A 13,211-nucleotide genomic window follows, 5' to 3' on the forward strand; every position below is an offset into this window, starting at 1 on the left:
CGGATTCCGACTGCCATGATCGCCGAACTGTCCCGTCAGAAAGCTCCCCTCGCGCCCTATCAGGCACTGCTGCGTCAGCTCGAACGTGCAGGCTTCCAGGGCGAGATCGTCGACGACTACGCCATGCGCACGGTGCTGGCCACGGACAACTCGATCTATCAGCGCCAGCCCCAGGCCGCCGTATTTCCTCGGCACGAGGCCGACGTGCAGCTCCTGACACACCTGGCCAGCCAGCCGGAACATCGCAGTGTAGTGCTGACCCCACGCGGCGGCGGCACCGGCACCAACGGCCAGTCGCTGACCGATGGCCTGGTGGTGGACCTGTCCCGGCACATGAACCAGGTGCTGGAGATCAACATCGAAGAGCGTTGGGTGCGGGTCCAGAGCGGCGTGGTCAAGGATCAGCTCAATGCGGCCCTGAAGCCCCATGGACTGTTCTTCGCCCCCGAGCTGTCGACCTCCAACCGCGCGACCATCGGCGGCATGATCAACACCGACGCCAGCGGCCAGGGCAGCTGTACCTACGGCAAGACCCGCGACCACGTGCTGGAGCTGACCACCCTGCTGCTGGGCGGCGAGCGCCTGCACAGCCACAGCCTCGATGCGTCGCAGCTACAAGCCAACCGCGCGGGCGACGGCCGTATCGCCGAGGTCTATCGGTGCGCCGCGACCATCGCCGACGAGCAGGCCGAACTGATCGACGCGGTCTTCCCCAAGCTCAACCGCTGCCTCACCGGCTATGACCTGGCCCACCTGCGCGAGGCCGACGGGCGCTTCAACCTCAACAGCGTACTCTGCGGCTCGGAAGGCTCGTTGGGCTTCATCGTCGAAGCCAAGCTCAACGTGCTGCCGATCCCCAGGCATTCCATTCTGGTCAATGTGCGCTATGCCGGCTTCATGGACGCGCTCAACGACGCCAATGCCTTGATGGCGCACCAGCCACTGTCGATCGAAACCGTGGACTCCAAGGTCCTCCTGCTGGCCATGAACGACATCGTCTGGCATGGCGTGGCCGAATACTTTCCCACCGACGCACAGGCGCCGACCCTGGGCATCAATCTGGTGGAATTCAGCGGCGACGACCTGGCCGTCGTCGAGCAGCGTGTCGAACAGTTCATTGCCCACCTGCAGCAGGACACCACGGTGCAGCGCCTGGGCCACACGCTGGCGGTCGGCGCCCTGGCGGTGGGTCGGGTCTACGCGATGCGCAAGCGCGCCGTGGGCCTGCTCGGTAACGTTCAGGGCGAAGCGCGGCCGCAGCCGTTCGTCGAGGACACCGCCGTGCCGCCGCAGAACCTGGCGGCCTACATCGGCGAGTTCCGTGCCTTGCTCGACGGTCACGGTCTGCAGTACGGCATGTTCGGCCATGTCGATGCCGGCGTGCTGCACGTGCGGCCGATCCTGGACATGAAGGACCCGCGCCAGGCCGCGCTGATCCGGCCCATTTCCGACGAGGTCGCGGCGCTCACCCAGCGGCACGGTGGCCTGCTCTGGGGCGAGCACGGCAAGGGCCTGCGCTCGCAATACGTGCCCGAGTACTTCGGCGAGCTGTATCCGGCCCTGCAGGCACTCAAGGCCGCCTTCGATCCGTTCAACCAGCTCAACCCGGGCAAGATCGCCACACCGGCCACTGTCGCCGATGCGCGACTGACCCAGGTCGACGAAGTGACCCTGCGCGGCGAACTGGACCGCAGCATCGACGAGCGGGTCTGGCAGAGCTACGACAGCGCCGTGCACTGCAACGGCAACGGTGCGTGCTACAACTTCGACCCGAACGATGCCATGTGCCCATCGTGGAAAGCCACGCGCAACCGTATTCATTCGCCCAAGGGGCGTGCCTCACTGATCCGCGAATGGCTGCGCCTGCAGGGCCTGCACGGCGCCAACGTGCTGCAGAGCGCGAGCGGCAACCTGTTCCAGCGTGCGCGCAACAGCCTGGCCCGGCGCATGGGCCGCGACGACTTCTCCCACGAGGTGTACGACGCCATGGCCGGCTGCCTGGCCTGCAAGTCGTGCGCGGGGCAGTGCCCGGTCAAGGTCAACGTGCCGGAATTCCGTGCGCGCTTTCTGCAGCTCTACCACGGGCGCTACCTGCGACCATTGAAGGATTACCTGATCGGCTCGCTGGAATTCAGCATCCCGTACCTGGCGCGCTTTCCCCGTGCCTACAACGCGGTCATGTCCTTCGCGCCGGTGCAACAGGCGCTGCAACGCGTGGCCGGCATGGTCGACAGCCCGCTGCTGAGCCTGGTCGATTTCCAGGCTCACTGTCGCGACTGGAACGTGCGCGCGGCGACCGCCGATCGTCTCGCCCGGCTGACCCCCGAGCAGCGTCAGCGCAGCGTGATCCTGGTGCAGGATGCTTTCACCCGCTACTTCGACACGCCGGTAATGGCCGACTGGCTCGAGCTGATTTCACGGCTGGGCTTCGACATCTACCTGGCGCCCTTCGCCGCCAACGGTAAGCCGTTGCAGGTGCAGGGCTTTCTCGGTGCATTCGACAAGGCCGCCCGGCACAACGCCCAGTCGCTGCGGCAATTGCAGGCCAGCGGCATCGCTCTGGTCGGCCTGGATCCGGCCATGACCCTGGTTTACCGCCAGGAGTACGCGAAAACCCTGGGCCACGACCAGGCACCGACCGTTCTGCTGCCCCAGGAATGGCTGGCCCAGGTACTGCCGCAGACCGGCGAGCCCGGCACCGGCGGCGTCTACCAGCTGTTGCCGCATTGCACCGAGAAGACCAACGAGCCGAACAGCATCACCCATTGGCAACAGGTGTTTAGCCGTCTGGGCGCGACCCTGCAGGTATTGGCCAGCGGCTGCTGCGGCATGTCCGGCACCTATGGCCATGAAGCGCGCAACGTCGCCACCTCCAAGGTCATCTACGGGCAATCCTGGCAGCCGTTGCTGGCCCGCTACCAAGGCTCGGGCAACCTGCTTGCCGACGGCTATTCCTGCCGCAGCCAGGTCAAACGCGAAGAAGGTCACACGGTCCGTCACCCGCTACAGGCCTTGCTGGAGCACGTGAGAAAAAACACCGTTTGAAAACGCTGGCGAGCCTGACGTTGGTGACTATGCTCGGGTAGACTAGGCGGCTAATCGACCTCGCATGCTCGCTTGCGCACACAGGAATTTCTCGGATGTCCGTCCAGGCTCGCAACAATGTGGTAGTCAAGGGCCAAGGACCTCTGACGCTGGTGTTCGCCCATGGGTTTGGCTGCGACCAGAACATGTGGCGCATGGTCGAACCTACCTTTGCCAAGCGCTACCGCACCGTGTTGTTCGACATGGTCGGATGCGGCAAGTCCGATGTCGCCGCCTATGACATCGACAAGTACTCGACGCTGGCGGGCTATGCCGAGGACATCGTCGAAATCATCCAGGAATTCAAACAGGGTCCGGTGGTGTTCATCGGCCATTCGGTCGGCGCGATGGCCGGCGTCATGGCCGCCAACCTGAGCCCCGGGCTGATCAGTGCCCACGCCATGGTCGGCCCCTCGCCGTCCTACATCACCGACGAGGACTATCCGGGCGGCTTCACCCGCGACGACATCGACGCCCTGCTCTCGACCCTTGAAAGCAACTACCTGGGCTGGTCCAGTGCGATGGCGCCGAGCATCATGGGCAATCCTGAAAAGCCGGAACTGGGCGCCGAGCTGACCAACAGTTTCTGCCAGACCGACCCGAACATTGCCAAGCGTTTCGCGCGCGTGACGTTCCTCACCAACAGCCGCGAGGACGTGCGCCAGTTACGCGAGCCAGTGCTGGTCATTCAGTCTTCCGACGACTTCATAGCGCCCAGGGCCGTTGGCGAATACCTGACTCACGTGATCGACGATTGCCGCATGGTGCTGGTCGAGAACGAAGGCCACTGCCCGCACCTGAGCCAGCCTGCAGCCTGCATCGACGCCATTCAGACTTTCCTCGACCAGACCTGCGGCCATCTGCCCGCATGAGCGTCGAGGCCATGGGCATCCCGAATGCCGAGGCGCTCTACCAGCAGGCCCCCTGCGCCCTGCTCCTGATCAACGAAAAGGGCTTGATCCTCGAGGTCAACCAGACGTTCTGCCAGTGGCTGGGCCTTACCCGCGAGCAACTGATCGGAACACGCAAGCTGCAGGAACTGCTGACCGTGGGTGGTCGCATGTTCTACCAGACGCACTGGATGCCGCTGCTGGCGATGCAGGGCTTCATCACCGAGGTCAAACTGGACTTCTTGACCGCGCAAGGCACTGTCGCGCCGATGGTGCTCAATGCCGGAAGACGCGAGCATGAAGGCCAGGTGCTCAACGCCGTATCGGCGTTCATCGTGGCTGACCGCATGCGTTTCGAACAGGAACTGCTGCAGGCCAAGCGCCAGGCCGAGGACGCCCTGCAGCGACATGTGGTGCTGGAACACGAACTGAATCGACAGCGCGAGCTCGCCGTAGATCGCGCACTGTTCGCCGAGCAGATGATCGGCATCGTCAGTCACGATCTGCGCAATCCATTACAGGTGGTGTCGATGGCAGCGCAGTACCTGCGTTCGCAGGACATGACCGAACGGCAAAGCACCATGCTGGGCCACATCAGGGAAGCCACGACACGTTCGCAACGCCTGATCAACGACCTGTTGGACTTCACCCAGGCGCGAATCGGCCAGGGATTGGCGGTCAGTCGCGCCCCCATACAACTGGACCGTGTCATCGCTGCCGCCGTCGCCTCGTTGCGCCTGCTTCACCCACACCGCGAAATCGCTTTCAACGCCAGCGACGAAGCCTTGTTCTGCCAGGCGGACGCGGACCGTCTGGCGCAATTGCTCGGCAATCTGGTCTCGAATGCGGTGACTTATGGCGATGGCGCCAGCCCTATCGACGTGCGAGTGTCGGCAGCACAGGGAACAGTGGAAATTGCCGTGCACAATGTCGGCAATCCGATCGACGAAACCCAGCTGAGCACGATCTTCTCCCCCATGACCCGAGGAGCTGAAGCGGGTCGAGAAGTACGCAGTGTCGGGCTGGGCCTGTTCATCGTCAGCGAGATCGCCAAGGCCCACGGGGGTGTGGTCGAGGTCGTTTCTACCGCACAGGCAGGGACCACCTTTGCCGTGCGTTTTCCGGCGTATGCCTCAGGCGGTCACTGACCGCCATCGGCAGACCGGCTGCCCAAACCTCAGCGTGGCTCGTGCATCGGGCAACCGTTGTGGGTGGCGCGGAAGCCGGATGACATCTCGTAGGCGGGTTTGCGCACACGCATGACACCCCCCAGCGGACGGTGCGCCGCCAGACCATGCCAAGGGCTGAACGACATTCGCTCGTTGATCGTCTGAATGCTTTCCTCCGACCACGCGGCCTGGGCCGGCACTTCGATGCGGGCGACGGTCACGAAGGGGCTCAGCTCTTCCGACCACTGCTTGGAGGCATCCTCGATCGGCATTTCCTCAAGGTCGGTTGCCAACTGGATACGCACTTCCCACGTACCCCCCTGGGTTGCGAAATATTCGGTGACTGCTTCACGCAGTCCGTCCGGTTTGCCGTCCAGATCGACGGGTTGATCGGTCAAATCGGTCAGCGATTGGGCCACTGGCACCACTTCCAGCTTGGCGTAGTGGGCACCGTACAGAAACGGCACGACCGTGTTGAAGGTCTCGCCCAGCACATGGGTCAGCGGATGCCCGCCCATGCTCTTGAGCGTACCGCTTTCACCGCCCATGGTTTCGATCACCGACTCCACGCCACGAAGCAGCGCGGAAAATGCTTTCTTCAGACCAGGACCCTTGTCTGTGGTCTTGGCCAAGAGTTTGAGACTCTTCAAGAACGCCTTGGGCGTGGCAGCGGTGAACGCCTTGGCGTTCTGCATTACGAAATCCTGGGTCACATCGCCTTCACTGCCCGGCAAACGCTCGCCCTGAACGCCGACGATCTTCAGCCCCAAGCCACGGGGTGTGGAGACCTTGTCGTCCAGAATGTCACCCGGGTTGGTGGAAAAGCGCATCACCACCGGCAGTGTGCCAGGGACGGCAAAGGCGCCCTGCGCCAAGGGCGCAGGAAGACCGTCGAGCACCGTGATATGACCCCGTACCAGCCCGTGAGCCTTGGCATGCACGCCACGCAACGCGTGGCCGCCGTCTTCGAACGTCGTATCCAGGATGCTGCGCATCACCTGGTTCAGCTCTTGACTGGTTTCAGCCTCGTCATCGGGCACTTGCTCGAATGAAGGCTCAAACACCAGCGGACTGACGTTCAATCCACCTTCCGGCAGTGGACGATCCGCCAATGGGTTATCCGAAGAATGGTTCATATGCATGCCTCTGCTCAGGTCGTACGGTTATCACGCTTGATCTTTATTATTATTTGGCCAGGTCGGCTTTCAGACGATCGCCTGCATACATCTGGGCTTCCTCGGCTTTTTCCACCACTGCAGCGGTGCCGAAGAATTCATGGGTCACGCCGGGATAGACCTTGCGCTCGACACTCACACCCGCCGTACGCAGCGCCTTTTCCAGCTCAGCGCCATCGTCGCGCAGCGGGTCGATTTCGGCGTTGATGACTGTCACCGGCGGCAAGCCCTTCAAGTCTGCATGGACCAGATCGATGCGTGTGTCTTTCACGTCAGCCGGACCCTTGGTCACGTTGTCGATGAACCAAAGCATCATCGGACGGTTGAGCGGCATGGCATCGGCGTACTTGCGATAGGACTCGGTCTCGGTATTGGACTGAGCCACTGGGTAGACCGACAGCACATGCTTGGGCTCGGTAAGACCGGCCTTGTGGGCTGCGACTGCGGTTGCCACGGCGAGGTTGCCGCCAGCGCTTTCGCCAGCCAGTGCCAGACGTTTGGCATCGCCATTGACCGCAGAGGCGTTCTTGCTCAACCAGCGATAGGCCGCCAAGGCATCGTCGTGAGCAGCGGGGAACTTGTTTTCAGGCGCGCGGCGGTAGTCGACGGACACGACCACGGCGTTGGCTTGTTTGGAAATGCCGCGCGCGCCACCGTCATACACCTTGCGATCGGCAAACACCCAGCCACCACCGTGGAAGTACAGGACCACCGGGAACGGTCCTTTGCCTTCGGGGGTGTAGACGGTGGCCGGCAGTGCGCCTGCTGCGCCCGGTACGGTGATATCACGAGTGGTGACGCCAGGGACCAGGGCGGTCGGAGCGCTGTCACGTTTTTCATCGGCGAGCACGCCTTTGACGGCATCGGCAATGGTGGGTTGCTGCCGAGCCTCGACGGCCGTGATTTTCTCCACGGCCTTGGCGTCGAAGCTGGCGAATTTGTTCAGGACGGTCTGCATGTCCGAATCGGTGCGGAACATGCTCTTGGTACCGCTCACAGCGAGTTCGGAAACCGAGCGTTTTTCCGGATCACGCGCGCAGCCGCTCAAAGCCATTGCCACGCCAGCAGCGCATAGCGCTACCATCCACTTACGGTCAGTCTTGATCATTGTTTTTTGCCTCGAACGAGAGTGGGAACGTCACGGAATATCAGGCCGCTGATAGCAACTTGATGTTCCAAAATTCCCACCTGCACTCAGACCAACGGTAGTCCTCCAAATACCACGACCTCTGTAGCAGCGGCGCAAACCGCGTCATCGGCCACAGAGGTGTGTCTGGAAAAACTGGGCGACCCCTGACGCGGCTTGCGCCGCTGCTACAGGGGTCGCGGTTGGCGGGACTTACGCAGTGGCGTCCCAGGCGCGGTCGCCGGAGGCGTCCTTGATGCGCGTCGGCAGGCCCATGGCGTCGAGCGCCTTGAGGAACGGCTCTGCGGGCAGCTCTTCGACGTTGGCCATGCGCTGCACGTCCCATTCGCCACGGGCAACCAGCAGGGCGGCAGCCACGGGCGGCACACCGGCTGTGTAGGAAATGCCCTGACTGTCGGTCTCGGCGTAGGCTTCTTCGTGGTCCGCGACGTTATAGATGAACATCTCATGGGGCTGCCCATTGCGGCTGCCCTTGACCAGATCGCCGATGCAGGTCTTGCCGGTGTAGCCCGGCGCCAACGACGAGGGATCCGGCAATACCGCCTTGACCACCTTGAGCGGTACCACTTCCAGACCTTCGGCGGTCTTCACCGGCTGCTCCGACAGCAGACCGAGATTCTTCAGCACCGTGAACACATTGATGTAATGCTCACCGAAACTCATCCAGAAGCGCACGTTGGGCACATCGAGATTCTTCGACAGCGAGTGCACTTCGTCATGCCCGGTCAGGTACAGGTTCTGCGAACCCACCACCGGCAGATCGTCGGTGCGCTTGACTTCGAACATGGTGTTGCTGGTCCACTGGCTGTTCTGCCAGCTCCAGACCTGCCCGGTGAATTCCCGGAAATTGATTTCCGGATCGAAATTGGTGGCGAAATACTTGCCGTGGGAACCGGCGTTGACGTCGAGGATATCGATCGAATCGATACGGTCGAAATGCTGTTGCTGCGCCAGCGCGGCATAGGCATTGACCACGCCCGGATCGAAGCCCACGCCCAGGATGGCGGTGACGTTCTTCTGTTGGCACTCTTCCAGGTGCTTCCACTCGTAGTTGCCGTACCAGGGCGGCGTTTCGCACACCTTGCCCGGCTCTTCATGGATGGCGGTGTCCAGGTAGGCCACGCCGGTGTCGATGCAGGCGCGCAGCACCGACATGTTCAAAAACGCGGAACCGACGTTGATGACGATCTGCGACTCGGTCTGCACGATGAGTGCCTTGGTCGCCTCGACGTCCAGCGCATCGAGCGCGAACGCCTGGATATCGGCGGGCTGCTTGAGGCTGCCCTTGGCCTTGACGCTGTCGATGATGGCCTGGCATTTGGAGATGTTGCGCGACGCGATGGCAATACGACCAAGTTCATCGTTGTGCTGCGCGCACTTGTGGGCCACCACCTTGGCGACACCTCCTGCACCAATGATAAGAACGTTCTTCTTCAATTTATTCACTTCTCCTCGGCTGTCCGCTTACGAAAGGCTGGACAGGTAGTCTTCGAAACCAAACTCACGAACCACCTCGACTGTACCGTCGAGTTGTTTCACTACGATGGACGGCATCTTCAGGCCGTTGAACCAGTTCTTCTTGACCATGGTATAACCGGCGGCATCGACGAACGACAGGCGATCACCGATGGCCAACGGACGCTCGAACGGGTATTCGCCGAAAATATCGCCGGCCAGGCAGGATTTACCGCACACCATGTAGGTGTATTCGCCACTGCTGGGGGCCAGCTTGGCATTGAGCCGGTAGATCAGCAGGTCGAGCATGTGCGCTTCGATCGAGCTGTCGACCACGGCCAGGTGCTTGCCGTTGTAGAGGGTGTCGAGCACGGTGACTTCCAGCGATGCGCTGTTGGTGATCGCCGCCTCGCCAGGTTCCAGGTACACCTGCACGCCGTACTTCTGCGAAAAGGCCTTGAGCCGGGCGCAGAAGTCGTCCAGTGCGTAACCTTCACCGGTGAAATGAATGCCGCCGCCGAGGCTGACCCATTGCACCTTGTGCAACAGATGACCGAAGCGCTCCTCGATGGTCCCCAGCATCTTGTCGAACAGGGCGAAGTCGCCGTTCTCGCAGTTGTTGTGGAACATGAAGCCGGAGATCTGCTCGATCACTTCCTCGACCTTGACCGGGTCCCATTCGCCCAGACGGCTGAACGGTCGCGCCGGATCGGCCAGCAGGTAGTCGGAACTGCTGACCTGCGGGTTGACCCGCAGGCCGCGGGTCTTGCCTTGCGAAGCCTGGGCAAAACGCTGCAGCTGGCCGATCGAGTTGAAGATGATCTTGTCGCAGTTGGCGAGCATCTCTTCGATCTCGTCGTCGGCCCAGGCCACGCTGTAGGCGTGGGTTTCACCGGCGAACTTCTGCCGACCCAGCTTGAGCTCGTACAGCGACGAGGAGGTAGTGCCGTCCATGTACTGCTCCATCAGGTCGAACACCGACCAGGTGGCGAAGCACTTGAGCGCCAGCAAAGCCTTGGCCCCGGACTGTTCGCGCACGTAGGCGATCTTTTCCAGGTTGCCCAGGAGCTTCTGTTTGTCGATGAGGTAGTACGGCGTATTGATCATTTCGAGGCCCCCGGCATGGCCAGCCAAAAAAAGGACCCGCATTGTGCCTTCAGTTACCCCGGACCGAAAGAGCGACCGCCCGATTTCCACGCGATGCCACCCCACCGACCGCAGCACCGGACACACCGCACCCACCACCAATGCGGCTCGCACCGCTGCCACATGGCGGCGCAAACCACGTCCGGCCTCACACCGCCTACACCACCGACGCGGCTCCCGCGCCCCTGTAGCAGCGGCGCAAGCCGCGTCCGGCCTCACCGCGCAACATCAGGCACACCGCCGACAGGCTTACCGGGACTTGCGCCGGGCCAGCAGGCCGCCCATGAGGCCCGTGGCGCAGCCGATCAACAGACCGCCAACATGCGCACCATTGGCAATTTCGCCGAAGCCCAGCACGCTCACCAGCCCACTCAGGCACAGCCCGAGCCATATCAGCATCATCACCAGCACACCACGGGGCAAACGGTAGATCGGGTTGGGCGCCAGCCACTGGTACAGCCAGCAGTGCCCGAGCAAGCCATACAGCACGCCCGACAACCCGCCGAACAAACTCGGCCCACTGACCAGGTACTGGACCACGTTCGAGACCAGGCTGAACGACAGGGTCAGCCCGAGCAGATTGATCCGCCCCTGCAACGCTTCGATACGCCGCCCCAGCTCCCAGTACCACAACGCGTTCATCGCCAGGTGCAGCAAACCAAAATGGATCAGCATGGGGCTGAACAGACGCCACCACTGCCCGCTCGCCAAGGTATCGGCCAGCGGCGTGAAGTAGAGGTACTCGCCCTGCACCTGAAAGTCGAGAAAGGTCAGCCAGCGCAGACTGCCCAGGTTGTCCCCCAGCAGGGTCACTGCCGCCACCACCAGGCACGCCAGCAGCACCGCAGCCGTGGCCGGGCTGGCCTTGAGCTGCTGCACGAAACCCGGCCTCTGCACCGGCGCATGCCGGGCCATCAATTGCGGATCGACTTCGGCGTTGCCTTGCGGATAGCGCTGGTACAGGTCGCGAATATCCTGCGCCAGGCGTTCGTCGGGCACCCAAAGCACTTGGCTACCCTGCTCTTCGCTGACCCGATGGGGCACCTTCAGACGTCTCAGCAAACCTACGAAACCACTCAGGTCAGTGCTCAGCGGCAGACGCAATACAGCGATTGCACTCATGAAAGCGCCTCCGGGCGTTCGACTTCGACCCACACGAACTTGCGTGGGTCGATTCGGGTTTCCTGGTCCAGACGGTACGCCACCAGCTTGCCGTACAGCACCGCGCTGTAATCCAGGCAAGCCAGGTTCGGCCGTATCGCCGCCGGTCGCCCACTGCGCCAGTAATGGCCGACGAACAGCAACGGCTCGTCGACTCCATAGCGCAGCAAGGCGTTCTTCTGCTCCTCGCTCAACGGCGCGCAGGCCACCTCGTCTGGCAGCGCATCAGGCTGAAACACTACATCACCGTAGGTTTGCGGATCGTCTTCCCAGAACTTGGTCCGAAAGAAGGCCCGACTCAGGCCGTCGGCCCCGGTCAGGGTGAGACCACCGGGCAGACGCATGTCGGTGCCGCGCAGCAGGCGGTCGAACACCTGGCTGGCAAAGCTGCCCTTGACCGCCGATGCCTGGAGAAAATGCGCGTCGATGCAGCCATCCGGGTGCTGTCGGCGCAGCGGCTCGATAAGGCCTGCGTCCCAGCACGCGTGCACCAGCCGGAAGCGTTCGGCATCCAGAAACAACGGCAACTCGTAGAACCAGCCAAGAAAATCATGCCAGTCACCAGGGTGCTGAGCGAACTGGTCGAGGGTCGCCTGAATCAGGCGTTCATGCCGTGGCACATGTTCGCGCACATAGTGCTTGCCACTGCCCGGCAGGGCCGGCGTGCTCCAGCCCAGGGCGTTGAACTCGTGATTGCCCATGATGCAGCGCGCCTGATCGGCCACCATCATGTCATGGACGATGTGCAGGGACTCGCGGATCCGCGGCCCGCGATCGATGATGTCGCCGAGAAACAACGCCTGGCGCGACCCATGGCGCCAGACGCCGCCCTGCTTGCGATAGCCCAGCCTGTCGAGCAGATGTTCGAGGGTGTGTGCGCAACCGTGCACATCGCCGATCAGGTCGTAACTTCGCGCCGGGTCGAGCATCAATCGCCTCCGGTGTTGCCGAGCCGGCTGCCCCAGCCGAGTTTGGTCCGGCACACTTCGTAATAATTGTGGTCCAGGGGATGAATCAGACGCAGTTTCTGCGATTTCTTGCGCACCGTAAGGGTATCGCCCGGTGCGCAGGTAAAGTGGTTCTGACCATCACATGAGACTTGCGGATAGATCTGCATGTTCTTTGAGACAACGATTTTCATCTCGCTGTTGCCATCGACGACGATCGGCCGACCCGAAAGCGTGTGCGGGTACATGGGCACGATCACGATCGCATCGAGTTTGGGGTGCATGATCGGCCCGCCCGCCGACAGTGCGTAGGCGGTCGAGCCGGTCGGCGTGGCGAGGATCAGGCCGTCGGCCTTCTGGCTACAGACGAACTGCCCGTCGATGTAGATCTCGAACTCGATCATGCGGGTCGACTTGCCCGGGTGCAGCACAACGTCGTTGAGCGCATCGCCCTGGCCGATGGCCTCGCCATGCCGGCGCACCTCGGCTTCGAGCAGGAAACGATTCTCGACCAGATAGTGTCCATCCAGTACCTCGGCTACCTTGACCTCAAGCTCGTCGGGGCGGATGTCGGTGAGGAAACCCAGGCTGCCGCGGTTGATGCCCAGCACCGGCGTGTTGTGCCGGGCCAATGCCCGCGCCGCGCCCAGCAGGCTACCGTCGCCGCCGACCACGATCACCAGGTCGCAGACTTCGCCGAGCATCTTGCGCGAAGACGTCTGCAGGTTGTGGCCGGGCAGTACTTCGGCAATGGTGTCCTCGAGGATGACGTGCATGTGCCTGTCCAGCAGGAAGCGTTTGAGGCGGCGAATGGTATCGAGCACCTGCGAGCTGCCAAGGCGGCCGATGATACCGATATTGCGAAATTGCTCCATGAGGCTCCTGCTCGGGTCTGTTCTGGCTATCGGGATGCGCCAGGCACATTCCACAACGCTGTCGCGCAACCAGCGGTTGCGGACACAAATACGGATCTGGATTATGGAGTAAAGCCGTTGCCGCACAAAACCCTTTCAGCCACCGCGCCATCGACCGGGATC

General features: G+C 62.5%; 10 protein-coding genes. 3 read left to right on the top strand and 7 right to left on the bottom strand.

The genetic code is table 11. The annotated features are described in order from the left end of the window. Positions 1 to 15: 15 nt before the first annotated feature. The 3 genes from ydiJ to ASF66_RS06435 all read left to right on the top strand — a co-directional run bounded on the left by ydiJ (position 16) and on the right by ASF66_RS06435 (position 5,122). Positions 16 to 3,045, top strand: coding sequence for a D-2-hydroxyglutarate dehydrogenase YdiJ (ydiJ, locus tag ASF66_RS06425; protein WP_082484501.1), 3,030 nt, complete (start codon positions 16 to 18; stop codon positions 3,043 to 3,045). Between the two features lie 95 nt (positions 3,046 to 3,140). After that, the gene (locus ASF66_RS06430; RefSeq protein ID WP_056843180.1) at positions 3,141 to 3,956 is read left to right on the top strand and encodes an alpha/beta fold hydrolase; all 816 of its coding nucleotides are present in this window, start codon (positions 3,141 to 3,143) and stop codon (positions 3,954 to 3,956) included. Beyond that, positions 3,953 to 5,122 carry a PAS domain-containing sensor histidine kinase gene (locus ASF66_RS06435; protein WP_082484504.1) on the top strand — a complete coding sequence of 390 codons (1,170 nt, stop codon included), beginning with the start codon at positions 3,953 to 3,955 and terminating at the stop codon, positions 5,120 to 5,122. The genes ASF66_RS06430 and ASF66_RS06435 overlap by 4 nt, the downstream gene beginning before the upstream one ends. A 29-nt stretch (positions 5,123 to 5,151) precedes the next feature. Here the strand turns inward: ASF66_RS06435 and ASF66_RS06440 are convergent, their stop codons facing one another. The 7 genes from ASF66_RS06440 to ASF66_RS06470 form a co-directional block, all read right to left on the bottom strand. Then, positions 5,152 to 6,279, bottom strand: coding sequence for a catalase family protein (locus tag ASF66_RS06440; protein WP_082484578.1), 1,128 nt, complete (start codon positions 6,277 to 6,279; stop codon positions 5,152 to 5,154). Positions 6,280 to 6,328: 49 nt separating this feature from the next. Beyond that, positions 6,329 to 7,426 carry an alpha/beta hydrolase gene (locus tag ASF66_RS06445; protein ID WP_201782762.1) on the bottom strand — a complete coding sequence of 366 codons (1,098 nt, stop codon included), beginning with the start codon at positions 7,424 to 7,426 and terminating at the stop codon, positions 6,329 to 6,331. 231 nt (positions 7,427 to 7,657) lie between these two features. Continuing rightward, positions 7,658 to 8,902, bottom strand: coding sequence for a saccharopine dehydrogenase family protein (locus tag ASF66_RS06450; protein ID WP_056843183.1), 1,245 nt, complete (start codon positions 8,900 to 8,902; stop codon positions 7,658 to 7,660). A gap of 27 nt (positions 8,903 to 8,929) precedes the next feature. Further along, complete coding sequence (locus ASF66_RS06455; protein ID WP_056843462.1) at positions 8,930 to 10,027, bottom strand: carboxynorspermidine decarboxylase; 1,098 nt, start codon at positions 10,025 to 10,027, stop codon at positions 8,930 to 8,932. A 288-nt stretch (positions 10,028 to 10,315) separates the two neighbouring features. After that, positions 10,316 to 11,188: a rhomboid family intramembrane serine protease gene (locus ASF66_RS06460; RefSeq protein ID WP_056843184.1), complete on the bottom strand. Its 873-nt coding sequence runs from the start codon at positions 11,186 to 11,188 to the stop codon at positions 10,316 to 10,318. Continuing rightward, positions 11,185 to 12,159: a metallophosphoesterase gene (locus ASF66_RS06465; protein WP_442962747.1), complete on the bottom strand. Its 975-nt coding sequence runs from the start codon at positions 12,157 to 12,159 to the stop codon at positions 11,185 to 11,187. The genes ASF66_RS06460 and ASF66_RS06465 overlap by 4 nt, the downstream gene beginning before the upstream one ends. Further along, complete coding sequence (locus tag ASF66_RS06470) at positions 12,156 to 13,049, bottom strand: NAD(+) kinase (RefSeq protein ID WP_043187749.1); 894 nt, start codon at positions 13,047 to 13,049, stop codon at positions 12,156 to 12,158. The genes ASF66_RS06465 and ASF66_RS06470 overlap by 4 nt, the downstream gene beginning before the upstream one ends. Positions 13,050 to 13,211 lie beyond the last annotated feature (162 nt).

Origin of the sequence: Pseudomonas sp. Leaf129 (assembly GCF_001423465.1) — a bacterium.
GTDB classification, from domain to species: Bacteria; Pseudomonadota; Gammaproteobacteria; order Pseudomonadales; family Pseudomonadaceae; genus Aquipseudomonas; species Aquipseudomonas coleopterorum.

Excerpts from the sequence above, each read along its gene's own strand:
- ASF66_RS06435 (WP_082484504.1), top strand. The coding sequence starts at position 3,953 with ATGAGCGTCGAGGCCATGGGCATCCCGAATGCCGAGGCGCTCTACCAG.
- ASF66_RS06470 (WP_043187749.1), bottom strand. The coding sequence starts at position 13,049 with ATGGAGCAATTTCGCAATATCGGTATCATCGGCCGCCTTGGCAGCTCG.
- ASF66_RS06455 (WP_056843462.1), bottom strand. The coding sequence starts at position 10,027 with ATGATCAATACGCCGTACTACCTCATCGACAAACAGAAGCTCCTGGGC.
- ASF66_RS06440 (WP_082484578.1), bottom strand. The coding sequence starts at position 6,279 with ATGAACCATTCTTCGGATAACCCATTGGCGGATCGTCCACTGCCGGAA.
- ASF66_RS06430 (WP_056843180.1), top strand. The coding sequence starts at position 3,141 with ATGTCCGTCCAGGCTCGCAACAATGTGGTAGTCAAGGGCCAAGGACCT.
- ASF66_RS06445 (WP_201782762.1), bottom strand. The coding sequence starts at position 7,426 with ATGATCAAGACTGACCGTAAGTGGATGGTAGCGCTATGCGCTGCTGGC.
- ydiJ (WP_082484501.1), top strand. The coding sequence starts at position 16 with ATGATCGCCGAACTGTCCCGTCAGAAAGCTCCCCTCGCGCCCTATCAG.
- ASF66_RS06460 (WP_056843184.1), bottom strand. The coding sequence starts at position 11,188 with ATGAGTGCAATCGCTGTATTGCGTCTGCCGCTGAGCACTGACCTGAGT.